Source organism: Solimicrobium silvestre (assembly GCF_002976435.1).
Taxonomy (GTDB): Bacteria; Pseudomonadota; Gammaproteobacteria; order Burkholderiales; family Burkholderiaceae_D; genus Solimicrobium; species Solimicrobium silvestre.
On the sequence record NZ_PUGF01000002.1, the window covers coordinates 1 to 14600 of the forward strand.

Annotated in this window: 11 protein-coding genes and 1 rRNA gene; 6 read left to right on the forward strand and 6 right to left on the reverse strand. The window is 47.4% G+C overall.

All coding sequences use genetic code 11. From position 1 onward, the window contains the following. A 5S ribosomal RNA gene (gene rrf / locus S2091_RS02450) occupies positions 1-103 on the forward strand; the annotation flags it as partial. A 1242-nt stretch (positions 104-1345) separates the two neighbouring features. On the opposite strand, the gene S2091_RS02460 is transcribed toward rrf, so the two are convergent. Then, positions 1346-3196, reverse strand: coding sequence for a phosphoenolpyruvate carboxykinase (GTP) (locus S2091_RS02460; protein WP_243405293.1), 1851 nt, complete (start codon positions 3194-3196; stop codon positions 1346-1348). Positions 3197-3534: 338 nt separating this feature from the next. On the opposite strand from S2091_RS02460, the gene S2091_RS02465 reads away from it, so the two are divergent. After that, complete coding sequence (locus S2091_RS02465) at positions 3535-4488, forward strand: D-2-hydroxyacid dehydrogenase family protein (protein WP_105530215.1); 954 nt, start codon at positions 3535-3537, stop codon at positions 4486-4488. A gap of 35 nt (positions 4489-4523) precedes the next feature. Here the strand turns inward: S2091_RS02465 and S2091_RS02470 are convergent, their stop codons facing one another. From S2091_RS02470 to zwf, 3 genes are read right to left on the reverse strand one after another with little or no spacing between them, the layout of a single operon-like run. After that, positions 4524-5411, reverse strand: coding sequence for a MurR/RpiR family transcriptional regulator (locus S2091_RS02470; RefSeq protein WP_133166841.1), 888 nt, complete (start codon positions 5409-5411; stop codon positions 4524-4526). Beyond that, the gene (locus S2091_RS02475) at positions 5402-6076 is read right to left on the reverse strand and encodes a 6-phosphogluconolactonase (protein WP_105530217.1); all 675 of its coding nucleotides are present in this window, start codon (positions 6074-6076) and stop codon (positions 5402-5404) included. Before S2091_RS02475 ends, S2091_RS02470 begins: the two co-directional genes overlap by 10 nt. A 55-nt stretch (positions 6077-6131) precedes the next feature. Further along, on the reverse strand, positions 6132-7592 hold the full coding sequence (gene zwf / locus S2091_RS02480; RefSeq protein WP_105530218.1) for a glucose-6-phosphate dehydrogenase: 1461 nt from the start codon (positions 7590-7592) through the stop codon (positions 6132-6134). Between the two features lie 206 nt (positions 7593-7798). Here zwf and edd point away from each other — a divergent pair, with 206 nt between their 5' ends. From edd to pgi, 3 genes are all read left to right on the forward strand, one after another. Further along, positions 7799-9655, forward strand: a complete 1857-nt coding sequence (edd, locus tag S2091_RS02485) for a phosphogluconate dehydratase (RefSeq protein WP_105530219.1) — start codon at positions 7799-7801, stop codon at positions 9653-9655. 11 nt (positions 9656-9666) lie between these two features. After that, positions 9667-10305 (forward strand): bifunctional 4-hydroxy-2-oxoglutarate aldolase/2-dehydro-3-deoxy-phosphogluconate aldolase, encoded by a 639-nt coding sequence (gene eda, locus S2091_RS02490; protein WP_165794890.1) that lies wholly within the window; start codon positions 9667-9669, stop codon positions 10303-10305. A 170-nt stretch (positions 10306-10475) separates the two neighbouring features. Continuing rightward, positions 10476-12092 (forward strand): glucose-6-phosphate isomerase, encoded by a 1617-nt coding sequence (gene pgi, locus S2091_RS02495; protein WP_105530221.1) that lies wholly within the window; start codon positions 10476-10478, stop codon positions 12090-12092. A gap of 108 nt (positions 12093-12200) precedes the next feature. Here pgi and S2091_RS02500 read toward each other — a convergent pair whose 3' ends face one another. Next, positions 12201-12608: a hypothetical protein gene (locus S2091_RS02500; RefSeq protein ID WP_105530222.1), complete on the reverse strand. Its 408-nt coding sequence runs from the start codon at positions 12606-12608 to the stop codon at positions 12201-12203. Between the two features lie 197 nt (positions 12609-12805). After that, complete coding sequence (locus S2091_RS02505) at positions 12806-13810, reverse strand: helix-turn-helix domain-containing protein (RefSeq protein ID WP_105530223.1); 1005 nt, start codon at positions 13808-13810, stop codon at positions 12806-12808. Between the two features lie 125 nt (positions 13811-13935). On the opposite strand from S2091_RS02505, the gene S2091_RS02510 reads away from it, so the two are divergent. After that, a complete protein-coding gene (locus S2091_RS02510; RefSeq protein ID WP_105530224.1) occupies positions 13936-14580 on the forward strand; it encodes a cysteine hydrolase family protein in 645 nt (214 codons plus the stop codon). Positions 14581-14600 lie beyond the last annotated feature (20 nt).

A 14600-nucleotide genomic window follows, 5' to 3' on the forward strand; every position in this document is an offset into this window, starting at 1 on the left:
ATAGCGAGTCGGTCCCACCCCTTCCCATCCCGAACAGGACCGTGAAACGACTCTGCGCCAATGATAGTGCTGCAACCAGTGTGAAAGTAGGTTATCGTCAGGCTGTTCTTCCTAAAAACCCCCGCTATGTTTAGTGGGGGTTTTTTTATGCCCGTTTGCTTTTTACTGCGCTGATTTATCGGCATAGCCATTGACTGGGCCGCATCATCTGCAAAGATGGGCTGTTCATTGGCTGCACACAAGAATGTGTAGCTCAGCTTGAGTAACACTATCTATCTATCTATCTATCTATCTATCTATCTATCTATCTATCTATCTATCTATCTATCTATCTATCTATCTATCTATCTATCTATCTACCTATCTATCTACTTGGTCTGTCTATGTAGACATTGATAAATAGGGAATGTTAATCTCCAGTTCATGAGAGATAGTACGAATTTGTGTTTTTAAAGATTTCCTTCCGCATAAATGTCGCGGTTTTTTGCATATTGATGGGTGTTAATGCAAGTGCTCAGGATCTGACCACATCATCGAACGAGCAATTCGTCAGCTTGCCAGATGCTCAGGTTGCGGTTATCGAAGGCGCACGTATGATTCCTTGGCGATCCTATCGAACTATGTAGAAAGGCTTGGATGCTTTTGAGCGATATCATGAAGAATATGCCCCCAACGCTCTGCTTCGGTTCAAAATTAACGTTTCATCTATTACTACTTAACTTCACATCGTAACTTACGAGAGGTAACTAATTGTTCCGATCGAGCAGAGTGGCATATTTGAATTGCCGCGAAATGATAAGGCTGCTGTAGAAAATGCAGAGATTACAACAAACAGGAAAAAAGATTCGGTGGTTATAACGCCATATATTCGCAGTGTGAATGTATTAAAAAAGACATACGGTTGGGTGATCTCCGATTGCAGTGTGAGGTGGGTTGGGCGATTAATCAGGATGAAACTGCATTTCTGTTGCGTAACTTTATTAACTTGGCAGGTGGTCCCTGCAAAACAAAATCGAGCGCGTATTCTTTTAGTACATTAAACATGATCAATTCTGCGACTATTTCATCAGGAGAACGAAACGAGCCACTTTTCGTTTCACAAAATGGCATGGCATTTTTTCCGCCACTTTCCGATACGACGTGGCCAAATGACTCCATGATAAGTTTTCAGCTTATGGACTCATTAAACGAGTAGAGATTCAAACGCTGACTTGCTCGATTCTGATTTCACCAAATTTAAAAAATGCAGGCCATGACTGCGAGCAGCTAAAAATAATAATGATGTTAAAGCCGTAAAAAAAGCGCACGATTTGCATCGTGCGCTTTTTGTTTAAGTCTTTATAATTTATGCACTCAGGCGTTTTTCCAGTTGTGCTTTGGTTGTTTTGAGTTCAGATGGTAAATGATATTCCAACTTTTCAAATAATTCTGCATGCAATTTTAATTCAGCATCCCAGGCAGATTTATCGATGGAAGTGATGGTATCGAACTGTTGTTGAGTGAATTCCAAACCGTCCCAGCTCAAATCAGCAAATTTAGGTGTAATACCGAAAATATTTTCATCGCCGGCTGCTTCACCTTCAACGCGTTCAACCATCCACTTTAAAACACGCATATTGTCGCTGTAGCCTGGCCATACAAACTTACCTTCAGCGTTGGTGCGGAACCAGTTTACGCAGTAGATTTTTGGGATTTCAGCTGGTGAAGCGGCAATTTTTTTACCGATATCGAGCCAGTGTTGGAAGTAATCACTCATGTTGTAGCCGGTGAACGGCAACATAGCAAATGGGTCGCGGCGTACTACGCCTTGTTGACCAACTGCGGCAGCAGTAGTTTCTGATCCCATTGTTGCCGCCATATAAACGCCTTCCACCCAGTTACGTGCTTCGGTGACGAGCGGCACAGTAGTAGAGCGGCGACCACCAAAAATAAAGGCGGAAATCGGTACGCCGGCAGGATCATCCCAAGCTGAGTCGATGACTGGATTTTGTGTAGCTGGAACAGTAAAGCGCGCATTTGGATGGGCTGCTTTGCGGCCAGTTTCCTTAGCGATTTCCGGGGTCCAATCTTTACCTTGCCAGTCGATTAAATGTGCTGGTGCCTGTTTAGAAAGACCTTCCCACCAAACATCGCCATCGTCAGTTAATGCAACGTTAGTGAAAATGGTATTGGCATTGAGCGAAGCCATGCAGTTGTAATTAGTCAGTGTATTCGTGCCTGGTGCTACACCGAAGTAACCTGCTTCTGGATTGATTGCATAAAGACGACCGTCTGCACCAGGTTTAATCCAGGCGATATCGTCGCCGATAGTCGTAACTTTCCAGCCATTTAATGAGGCAGGTGGAATTAACATCGCGAAGTTCGTTTTGCCGCATGCTGAAGGGAAAGCTGCTGCAACATAATGCTTTTTACCTGCTGGGGATTCAACACCGAGAATGAGCATGTGTTCAGCCAACCAGCCTTGATCGCGGCCCATGTTCGATGCGATACGCAGAGCGAAACATTTTTTACCTAATAAAGCATTACCGCCGTAGCCAGAACCGAACGACCAGATTTCACGGGTTTCAGGGTAATGAACAATGTATTTATTCGGGTTACAAGGCCAGGAAACATCTTGTTGACCAGCGGCGAGAGGAGCGCCGACGCTGTGTACGCAAGGGACAAATGCGCCATCTGTACTCAGTACGTCAAAAACCGCTTTACCCATGCGTGTCATGACGCGCATATTGACGGCAACATAAGGAGAGTCAGAAAGTTCTACACCGATGTGTGCAATCGGTGAGCCGATTGGGCCCATGGAAAACGGCACAACGTACATAGTGCGACCTTGCATACAGCCGTCAAATAAGCCATTTAAGGTAGCGCGCATTTCAGCAGGTTCCATCCAGTTATTGGTTGGACCGGCATCTTCTTTTTTTGCGGAACAGATGAAAGTACGATCTTCAACACGTGCTACGTCAGAAGGATCTGAGCAAGCTAAATAGCTGTTTGGACGTTTTTCTTCATTGAGTTTTTTCATGGTGCCAGCAGCAACCATTTCAGCACACAATGCATCGGATTCTTCTTGCGAACCGTCGCACCAGACAACCTTGGCTGGCTTAGTTAAGGCAGCAACTTCTGCTACCCATGAAATTAATTTTTGCTGTTTTACATACGACGGTACATTTAATGCGATAGTGCTTGTTGCTTGAGTCACGATAAGTCTCCAATGCCAATAAAATTCGGTCTAATAGCAAATTAATTTATTATTATTTTCAGCTAAAATAATTCAGCTTAAATTCAGCGGACAAAAAGGGTTTGCGGTTGCTGGCACTCCAGCCAAAATGGAGGATTAAATTAACGTGTAATTAAATCGCGGCGAGGCTCTACAACACAAAGCGACAACTCTAGTCACTGAATTTGTCTGCAGATTGATCACGTAAAGGATCAATCAAACTGGGGTAAAAAATGCTATGGAACCGAACATTCTACTCCTTGAAGCAAAAATCAGCCAATAGATTTAGTCAAAAAGTAATATTTTAATAAGCCAATATGATGAAAATAGCTATCCTCGATGATGTGCAAGATGTGGTTAAAAATCTGTCTTGCTTTAGTTTGTTGCAAGACCATGACGTGAAAATTTTTACCAATAGCGCCCGCGGAATCGGGCAAGTGGCAATACGTTTAGCACCGTTCGATGCCATCGTATTAATTCGTGAGCGCACCGCGATGCCGCGCGCTTTATTACAAAAACTGCCAAATCTAAAGTTGATTTCGCAGACTGGTAAAGTCGCAGGCCATATCGATCTGGATGCTGCTGCCGAACTCGGCATTACCATTGCGGAAGGAATTGGTGATCCGACCGCGCCAGCCGAATTAGCCTGGGCATTAATTATGGCGGCGATGCGCAAGATCCCACAGTACGCAAGTAACTTACGTGAAGGCACCTGGCAAACCGTTAGCAGTAATCCTGTGCATAACACACTGGGTTCACGGCTAAAAGGGAAAACGCTGGCAATCTGGGGTTACGGGAAAATAGGGCAATTGGTGGCAGGCTATGGTCGAGCATTTGGCATGCAAGTGCTGGTTTGGGGGCGTGAGGCCAGCCGGGAAAAAGCATTGCAAGATGGTTATGTAGTTGCTGCCTCAAAAGAAGAATTTTTTACCCGGGCTGATGTGCTGAGTTTGCATTTGCGGTTAAATGAAGCAACCCGTGGAATTGTGTTGGATAGTGATTTAAAACGGCTGAAACCGAGTGCGTTATTTGTGAATATCAGTCGCGCTGAATTGGTTGAAGAAGGTGCACTACTGACTGCTGTAACGCAAGGACAGCCAGCCGCGTTAGATGTTTTTGATGCCGAACCATTGGCACATGATTCACCTTTGTTGCGTTTACCGAATGTGTTGGCCACGCCGCATTTAGGTTATGTCGAACAGCAAAGTTATGAGATTTATTTTGAGGCGGCGTTTCAGAATATTGTTGATTATGCCAAGCGTGAGTTGGCGTAAGCAATTTTAGTGATGAATCAAGGGTGAGAAGAGTATTAAATATCCAACCGTAATTCACTAATACTCGCTTTAGCACGTTCCAACATCGCGATAGCAGCCGGACCTCTAACTAAGGTAACGGCAACAGCCAGCGCATCAATATAGGTTAAATGTGCTAAACGCGATGTCATCGGCGTGTAAATGTCAGGATCTTCTTCTACGTCGACGGATAAATGCACGTCAGCTAATTCCGCTAATGGGCCACCAGATGCGCACAATACCAATATTTTAGCGCCGGCGTTTTTAGCCAGTTGCACGCTACGTATCATGTCGCGGGTGCGGCCAGTGCGTGAGAAAGCCACAACGACGCAATCTTTATTCAGCAAGGTGGCCGACTGCGCTTGTAAATGCGCATCACAAAACACGGTAGTCGGAATACCAAAACGGAAAAACTTGAGTTGCGCATCAATAGCTAGCGCGCCGGAATAGCCTAGTCCGTAACACTCAATCCGTTTGGCGCTGGCCAATAACTGCACGGCTGCTTCAAAGGTGGCGGTATTGGCAGAATTGCGCGCTTCCATGAGTGCGGCAATAGTGCGGTCAAACACTTTTGGCAATACATCGCGTACCGAATCGGCTTGATTGACGTCTAAATGTAAATACGGGATTCCGGTTGCCAGACTTTTGGCGAAGGCCAGTTTAAAGGCTTTATAGCCATCAAAACCCATCGACAAAGAAAAGCGCACCACGGTTGGTTCGCTGACTTGGCAGGCTTGCGCTAAAACGCGGATCGGCATGGAAACGATGTCATGCGGCTTTTGCAGTAAAAATTCAGCCACCTGACGTTCGGCGCGACTCAGTTCGGTGGTCGCGCTACGGATGCGCGCCAGTAAACCTTTTTCAGGGGTCGCGATGGGGCTAATAGGAAGGGAGATTAGGGACACCAGAATACCTCCACATCGCAACGTGCTGCTGCTAATAACGCATTGACCGGACTTGGTGCCGAACTGTTTTCAAGAACTGCGCGTTTTTCAGCACCAGTAATCACCAGCCAAATCGACTGGGTTGCCAGCAAGCGTGAAAATGAAAGTGACATGCGCGCTTGCTGAGTTTGCGGATGTAGGGCTGCAACGCAATTGACTGCATCATCCGCAATTAATAATTGTGGCGCATCGGGAAACAGCGATGCGATATGACCATCTGTCCCCATGCCTAAAATGACCGCGCTAAATGTGTGATCGCACTGTTCTTGCAGGCGTGTATGTATGTAAGGAGCTGCGCTGGCAGGATCGGATAACTCGTTTTTTAGAGACACTAATTTCCATAACGCGGCCGATTCAGAGAAGCAGTTTCTAAACAAGCCTTCATTACTTTGCGGATCAGCATCAGGCACCCAACGCTCATCGGTTGCTATTAATTGAATTGAGCGTGGTTTTGCCGCAGCGAATAAGCTATCAAATTGACGATATAACGGTGCCGGAGTTGAGCCGCCCGCCAGCGCAAAACTGCACGGTTGATTGGCTGGCGTAGAAGTTACTAACGCCAGCCATTTATTCGCTAACTCATGGCTTAATGAGGCAAAATCCGAGTATTCGTTAATACGTAGCATGAGATTATTTCCTGACACCTAGGTGGAATTTAAATGTGGTTGAGTTAACTAAAAATCAATCCTCAACAAATTCTTCGCCCCAAGTAGAGCCATGTTGCGCCAATAAATAGCTGGATGCCGCCGGGCCCCAACTTCCCGCAATGTATGACTTCAAGCCTTCGGTATCGGTTTGCCAGGTGCTCATAATTGGGTCTACCCAATCCCAAGCCGCACCTAATTCATCATCACGCACAAACAGGGTTAAATCGCCATGCATGGCATCGAGTAATAAGCGTTCATAAGCTTCTACGCGGCGAGATGTGGAGGCTTCGGCGAAATCCAGATTTAACGCGACGTCGGATAAACGTATTCCTTCACCCGGCTCCTTGGCCTTCAAAAACAACTGCACGCTTTCTTCCGGCTGTAACGAAATTACTAAACGGTTAGAGCGCAGATTAGTCTGGGACGTACCAAAAATCGAATACGGAATCGGCTTAAAGTTAATAGTAATTTCGGCGCTGCGCGACGCCATGCGTTTGCCGGTACGTAAATAAAATGGCACGCCAGCCCAGCGCCAGCTATCAATTTCTGCACGTATCGCGACAAAAGTTTCGGTGCGTGTGTGTGCTGGAACTCCGGTTTCGTTTTGATAGCCAACTACCGGTTGTCCATTCACTGCACCTGCGCGATATTGGCCGCGCACGGTTCTTTTGATAACTTCGTCAGGAGTAAACTTATGCAGGGCGCGCAGCACTTTTACTTTTTCATCGCGAATAGAATCGGGTGCGGCATTGACCGGCGGTTCCATCGCGACGATGGAAAGTAACTGCAGCAAATGGTTTTGCACCATGTCGCGCAGTGCACCGGTGTGATCATAAAATTCACCGCGTGCTTCCACACCGACTTGTTCTGCGATGGAAATCTGTACGTCGTGTATCCATTTGCGGTTCCAGAGCGGCTCTAAAAACGAATTGGCAAAACGCAGTGCCAATAAATTTTGCACCATCTCTTTACCAAGGTAATGGTCGATCCGGTAAATTTGATTTTCTTTGAGGTAGGTACGCAGCGCTTGATTGATATCACGCGCAGATTGCGCATCACGCCCTAGCGGTTTTTCCAATACTACACGTGCCTGGCTACCGACTAAATCATGACTTGAGAGTTGTTGCACAATCGGCACGAAAATATCCGGGCCGGTGGCTAAATAAAACAAGGTGGCATTGCTGTCTGGGCTGGCGATTTTATTTTTGAGTGCCGCGAAATCGGCATCCACCCGCGCATCAATTTTGGAGTACAACGTTTTCGCTAAAAATGACTTGAGCTGTTCTGGTGTACCAACGCCATCAGGTTTTGCGTGGCTGCTAATACTTGCCGCTACCCGTTCACGAAATTCATCGTCGGAGATGGCTTCACGCGCAGCACCGACAAAAGTGAAATTGCTGTCTAGCCGACCATTCAAAAATGCACTGTACAGTGCGGGAATAATTTTGCGTTTGGCCAAATCGCCAGTGCCACCAAACAATACAAATGTCGTCATGCTGACTCCGTAATAAGCTCGTAAAAGAAATAGGCTACTCTAATTTTGTTGCATTCATTATGCCAGAACATCGTCAAAAATGTAGTTTCATTACATAATATTCCGACTATTTCAGTTAAATATTTACATAAATGCGTATTTTTGTAAGTTAATTACAGATTTTGTGCTAACGTAAACCTGTTTCGATATCTGTTAGTGAGCCTATCATGACCGCAATTACACCTTCCGCACTTACCCCGATTCATCCTGTTATTGAGCAGGTTACCGAGCGCATTCGGGTTCGCAGCTTAACGTTGCGTACTGCTTATCTGGCACGGATTGAGCAGTTTCGCGGTCGTCCGCCGCGCCGTGCCCAGCTTTCTTGCGCTAATCAGGCGCACGCCAATGCGGCAGCCGAATCGCGCGCCAAAATTTGGCTCAATCAGGCACAAAAACCGAATATCGGCATCGTCACCGCTTATAACGACATGCTTTCGGCGCATCAGCCGTATGCCAGTTATCCCGATCAAATTAAAGCTGCCGCATTACGTTTCGGCGCCACCGCTCAAGTAGCTGGTGGCGTTCCCGCCATGTGTGACGGCGTGACGCAAGGCCGTCCCGGCATGGAATTATCGTTATTTTCGCGTGACGTGATTGCGCAGGCAACGGCGGTGGCTTTGTCACATGATGCGTTTGATGCTGCGCTGTGTTTGGGCATTTGCGACAAAATTGTACCGGGCTTGCTGATTGGTGCGCTGGCGTTCGGTCATTTACCGACCATTTTTATTCCGGCTGGCCCGATGGGTTCCGGCTTATCAAATAAAGACAAAGCTGCGGTACGCGAACGCTTTGCGCAAGGTAAAGCGACTAAAGAAGAATTGCTGGCCGCTGAAAGTGCTGCTTATCACAGCGCAGGTACTTGTACTTTTTATGGCACCGCCAATAGCAACCAAATGCTGCTGGAAGCGATGGGCTTACATTTGCCAGGCGCCGCATTTATCCACCCAGGCACAGCATTACGTCATGCCTTAACTGACGCCGCCGTTGAACAAGTTATTCAATTAACCGAGCAAGGTAATCACTACACCCCGATCGGTCATGTGGTGAATGAAAAATCCATCGTTAATGCAATTATTGCCCTGCTCGCGACGGGCGGTTCAACTAATCACACCATGCACTGGATTGCGGTGGCGCGAGCTGCCGGGATACTAATCGACTGGCAAGACTTTGATGAATTGTCTGCGGTGATTCCGTTACTGACTCGGATTTACCCTAACGGTAGCGCCGACGTAAATGAGTTCGAAGACGCTGGTGGCCCGGTATTTGTGATCCGTGAATTATTAGCCGCTGGTTTAATGCATGGCGATGTGCAAACCGTGTTTGGCACCACCGGTTTGTACGCACACACTCGCCAACCTGAGCTACAGAATGAGGTGTTGTCCTGGCGTGATTTGCCGGAGCAATCCACCAATACCGGCGTAGTGCGTAAGGTGAGCGAACCGTTTGCGGCAACTGGCGGGCTGCGTCTGTTGCAAGGTAATTTGGGGCGCGCCATTATCAAAGCTTCGGCAGTGCCAGCGGAAGCATGGACTATTCGTGCGCCTGCCAAGGTATTTGAATCGCAAGATGCGTTGGTCAGTGCCTTTAAAGCCGGGCAGCTGAATATGGACTTTGTCGCCGTGGTAATTTTCCAGGGCCCGCAAGCCAATGGTATGCCTGAGTTGCATCACTTCACGCCGGTATTAGGCAGCCTGATGTCGGCTGGGTTTAAGGTCGCGTTAGTGACCGATGGTCGCATGTCCGGTGCCTCAGGAAAAGTGCCAGCCGCATTACATATCAGCCCGGAAGCTGCGCAAGGTGGCGCGTTAGCCAGAGTGCAAGATGGCGATATGGTGGAACTGGATGTGGCGGAAGGTCGATTGCACGTGGATGTACCGGAAGCTGAATTTGCAGCGCGTATTCCGAGGGTTTTACGTGCAGCGCATCTGGATGACACAGTGGATTTTGGGCGTGAACTGTTTGTGAATCAGCGCCGTTTTGTGACCGCACCTGAACACGGTGCGTCTACTCTTTTTAAGGATTAATGGAGATGGAAATGCAGATGAAAATGAGCGCGATTTTGAAGCAGTTAAGCCAGGTTCGGGTATTGCCTATTTTAGTTGCCGACGATGTACAGCAGGCAATACGCTGTGTCGCAACATTGGCAGAAAATGGGTTAAGCGCGGTAGAAATTACCCTGCGTACGCCGAATGCGATGAATGTATTGGCAGAAGTCGTCAAAGCCTGCCCAGAAGTATGTGTTGGCGCTGGCACGATCTTAACTGCGCAGCAATTAATAGAGGTGCAAGATACAGGCGCAGCATTTGGCATTAGCCCAGGAATTACGCCAACCTTAGCCCATGCTGCGGCGGATTTAGGCCTACCTTATTTTCCAGGCGTTGGCGGTGCGAGCGATTTAATGCTGGCCTTGGAACATGGTTTTAATGTGGTGAAGTTATTCCCATCGGATCTGGTGGGAAGCACCAAAATGGCGAAGGCATTAGGCGGACCATTTCCTGACGTGCGTTTTTGTTTAACCGGCGGCGTGACATTAGAAGCGACGCCACAACTGCTGCAACAAAGTAATGTCCTGTGCGTGGGCGGATCATGGATGTGCCCGGCTTCGTTAATTGAAGCAAATAACTGGGCGGCGATTGCCAAGCTGGCTGCCGCTGCGGCAATCGCCGGAAAATAAGCTGGGTGTAGGTTGTGTTGAGTTGCCGTTGTAGGCTGGGTTAGCGGTTTACCAACCCAGCATGCCTATCAATTGCTGGGCTGATAAAGCGTTAGCCCAGCCTACAGAGCTCTAGCCCAGCCTACAAAGTCTTAGTCCCTTGATGTCTTTTAACGAGTTCAATAGTTCCTATGGCCACTTCCGTTTCACACACTCCGCTATGGTGTTTGCTGCAGCAACGGGCAACTAATACGCCGAGCATTAAAGAATTATTTAAATCTGAACCACAGCGGTTTAATCATTTCTCTGCGTCTGCCTGCGGGATTTTATTGGACTATTCTAAGCAACGCTTAGACACCACGGCCAAGCTCAATTTACTGGCCTTGGCACGTCAGCAAAAAGTAGAAGCACGTCGTGACGCGATGTTTGCCGGGGAGGCGATTAACCATACGGAAAACCGCGCCGTGCTGCACACGGTTTTGCGTTTACCTAAAGGCGAAGCGTTTCATCATCAAGGTGAAAATATTGCCGCCAGCGTGCATGCTGTTTTGCAGCAAATGCGCACTTTTAGTGACGCGGTGCGTGAGGGGCGTTGGTTAGGGTTTTCAGGTAAGCCGATTCGCACGATTGTGAATATCGGGATAGGCGGTTCCGATCTCGGGCCGCAAATGGCCTGCATCGCCTTAGCGCCGTGGTCGCAAAAAAATCTATTACTGCATTTTGTGTCCAATGTGGATGGCCGTCATTTAACGGATGCATTGAAAAATGCCGAACCCGAAACGACGTTGTTTGTGGTGGCATCAAAAACCTTCAGTACCATGGAAACACTCACCAACGCACAAACTGCGCGTGAGTGGATGCTCGCTCATGGCTGCCCAAGTGAACAAATTCGTCAGCACTTTGTTGCTCTCAGTACCAACGTCGAGGCGGCAAGTAAGTTCGGTATCGCTCCTGATAATGTGTTCCCATTTTGGAATTGGGCCGGTGGTAGATATTCCGTATGGAGTGCGATTGGCTTATCGATTGCACTGTATGTGGGAGCCGATAAATTTGAAGAAATGCTGGCCGGTGCGCATGAAATGGATCTGCATTTTCAGCAAGCTCCACTGGAACAAAATCTGCCGGTGTTAATGGCGTTGTTGGGCGTTTGGAATATTAATTTTCTGGGTTTGCAAGCCTTATCTATCGCTCCGTATCACCAGCGCATGGCGCGCTTGCCGGCCTATTTGCAGCAATTGGAAATGGAAAGTAACGGTAAGTCGGTAACACGGGAAGGGCAGCGCGTTGATTACGCCACATCGCCGATTTTGTTTGGCGAAGCGGGCACGAATGGACAGCACGCGTATTTTCAGTTGCTGCATCAAGGCGCCACGATTATTCCTACCGATTTTATAGTGGTGGCTGATGATGATGTTGGGTTGCCGGGACATAACCAGGCACTGTTAGCCAACTGTTTTGCGCAATCCAAGGCGATGGCCTTGGGCAAAGATATCACCCAGGTACGCGCGGAATTACCCGGAGTTTCAGAAGCGTTATTGCCACATCGCGTGTTTGAGGGGAATCGTCCAAGTTCTACCGTATTGCTGGATGTACTCAGCCCTAAATCGTTAGGCGCATTGATTGCGTTATATGAGCACAAAGTGTTTGTGCAATCGGTTATTTGGGATATCAATGCCTTTGATCAGTGGGGCGTGGAATTGGGTAAATCGTTAGCACAACAATTAATCAGCTTGAAGCCGGAAGCGGTCAAGGAAGATTACGATAGTTCGACGAAAGGTCTGTTGAGGGCGTTGAAGCGTGACAAGTAAGCGAGATTCATAAGCGAAATGCATAAGCAAGACCAAAAAGTTGGATAGCAGATAAAAAATGGCGCAAACTGCGCCATTTTTTCGTCTTCTATTTAGCTACTTTACAGATTACTTAGCAGCCGATTTTTTAGTCACAGCAGCTTTAGTGTCATCTTTCTTCATTGCTACCGTTTGCGTCACTTTTTTATCGCTTGCTACTACGGTAGCTTTACTAGTTGCGCTTGCAACTGGTGCAGTAGCTACAACTGGCGTTGCTTTGGTTGTAGTTTTAGTGGCCGTTTTAGTTGCGGCAGTTTTGCTGGCAATCTGAGTTGATTTTTCGGTTTTAAGCACTGTTAAAGCGGTAGCTGGTTTTGCGGTGCTAGCGGCAACAACCGTTTTTGTTGGTGCAGTCATCGTTACTGGCGCAGCAGCTGGCTTTGGTGTGGCAGGCGCGGTCGATGTTGCTGGAGTTTGAGCAAAAGCTGCACCCATTACTAAGGTAGCAGCAACGAAAGTGGTGATCAGCTTGTTCATGGTAAATCCTCATTTAGTTTTAAGTTGCGTAGTTAATCTACGTACTCCTAAAACGACATCGAGATAACTTGAGTTGACTGAGTTATTGGTAAATTTTAGAAGGAACTGTTTGTTTTCGCTGTCAACCAAAACGCAGTTGGCTTAAAGCTGAGTAAGCCGTTAGGCCGTATTGATGGGTACAACGAATCCTCAATAGGTTACGTAACAGGGTTTGTTTCTGTCCCTTGAAACTCGCGCCGATATGCAGAAGGCGATGTATTGAAGGTGCGGGCAAAGTGACGGCGTAATACCAGCGCTGAACCAAAACCGGTGTCGATGGCGATATCATCTATAGAGCATCTGGTGGATTCCAATTGGCGTTGTGCCTGGCAAAGACGCTGGTTTAACAGCCATTGCCCCACTGTTGTGCCGGTAAGTTTTTGGAAGTGTCGGGTAAAACTGCGTCTGCTCATTAAGGCACGTTGTGCCAGCTGATCGATTGGTTGTTGCTCACCCAGATTTTGTAGCATCCATTCCAACACACTGGACAGACGTCCATCACTCGCCAGAACCGGTAGCGGTTGATCAATGTACTGCGCCTGCCCACCTTGGCGATGCGGAGCAATCACCAATTTGCGGGCAACATGCGCTGCAATATCTGATCCGTATTGTGAGCGCAATATATGCAGGCAGCAGTCAATTCCTGCGGCGGTTCCCGCTGAGGTGATCACGTCTCCGTGATCTACATACAATACATTTGGAACCAGAGTTATTTGTGGATAACGTTGCGTAAATTCGCTGGCTTTAGCCCAGTGCGTGGTTGCTGTACGTTGATTAAGTAAACCTGCTTCCGCCAATACAAAGGCTCCCAAACACAATCCAACAATCCGTGCACCGCGTTTATGTGCCTTGCGCAATTCCACTAACAAGTGTTCCGGCGGGGCATCCAAATTGGAACTCCAGGACGGGATAACAATCATGTCTGCGCGCTTTAGTATGGATAAACCATGCTTAATATTGAACGTAAAACCTGCGTTGGTTCGTATTGTGTGGTTCCCTGCTTTTGGTTCCATTGCGCATACGCAAACCTTAAAGCTTGGCTTATCTACGCCTTCATGTTGTGTATCAAAGACTAAACCCGGTACAGACAAGTGGAAAGGGCTAATGCCATCAAAGACGACAACGGCGACTGCTACTGTTGATGGCGAGGTAATTTTTAACATGGCCTAATAGTACCTATTATTGGCAATCGGGTCACTTTGTTTATGACTCCTCATCACTGATAATGAGTTCCACAGACAGCGCTGCTGTGTGTCATAACCCAACAACTTAGTGAAAAGAGAACGCCATGTCAGCATCCGCTATTTCAGCAAAACCAACAAAAATTCTTAAACGCGCTTTAGTCGTAATCGATGTTCAGAATGAATATTTCAGCGGTAATTTGTTAGTTGAGTATCCGGATCCCAACGTATCGTTAAAGAATGTCGGCTTAGCGATGGATGTAGCGCATGCAGCCGGTGTGCCGATTTTAGTGGTGCAACACACAGCACCTCAGGGTGCGCCTATTTTTCAAAAAGGTCAGCCTGAATGGGAATTGCATGACATTGTTAAAAGTCGCAAGCATGACCATTACGTTGAAAAAAATTTAGCTAGTATTTTTAGTGGGACAAATGTGGCGACATGGCTCAAGGAAAATGAGATTGATACCTTGTCCATCATTGGCTATATGACGCAAAACTGTAACGCCAGCACGATTTATCAGGCAATGCATGACGGTTACAAGGTCGAAGTGTTGAACGATGCAACAGGCGCAGTTCCTTATTCAAATGAAGCCGGGCGTGCTACTGCAGAAGAAATACATCGCGTGTTTAATGTTGTATTCCATTCTAATTTTGCGGCGGTTGTTAGTACCGCTGATTGGATTCAGACTGTGCATGCCGATGCTCCTATTGCAAAGGGTGATGTCTTTACATCAAATCGAAATGCGCACTGATACTGTTTAGCATCAGCGCG

What these genes read in the sequence shown, in the direction of transcription:
- S2091_RS02465 (WP_105530215.1), top strand. Translation starts at nt 3,535, where the DNA reads ATGAAAATAGCTATCCTCGATGATGTGCAAGATGTGGTTAAAAATCTG.
- S2091_RS02475 (WP_105530217.1), bottom strand. Translation starts at nt 6,076, where the DNA reads ATGCTACGTATTAACGAATACTCGGATTTTGCCTCATTAAGCCATGAG.
- zwf (WP_105530218.1), bottom strand. Translation starts at nt 7,592, where the DNA reads ATGACGACATTTGTATTGTTTGGTGGCACTGGCGATTTGGCCAAACGC.
- edd (WP_105530219.1), top strand. Translation starts at nt 7,799, where the DNA reads ATGACCGCAATTACACCTTCCGCACTTACCCCGATTCATCCTGTTATT.
- eda (WP_165794890.1), top strand. Translation starts at nt 9,667, where the DNA reads ATGCAGATGAAAATGAGCGCGATTTTGAAGCAGTTAAGCCAGGTTCGG.
- pgi (WP_105530221.1), top strand. Translation starts at nt 10,476, where the DNA reads ATGGCCACTTCCGTTTCACACACTCCGCTATGGTGTTTGCTGCAGCAA.
- S2091_RS02500 (WP_105530222.1), bottom strand. Translation starts at nt 12,608, where the DNA reads ATGAACAAGCTGATCACCACTTTCGTTGCTGCTACCTTAGTAATGGGT.
- S2091_RS02505 (WP_105530223.1), bottom strand. Translation starts at nt 13,810, where the DNA reads ATGTTAAAAATTACCTCGCCATCAACAGTAGCAGTCGCCGTTGTCGTC.
- S2091_RS02510 (WP_105530224.1), top strand. Translation starts at nt 13,936, where the DNA reads ATGTCAGCATCCGCTATTTCAGCAAAACCAACAAAAATTCTTAAACGC.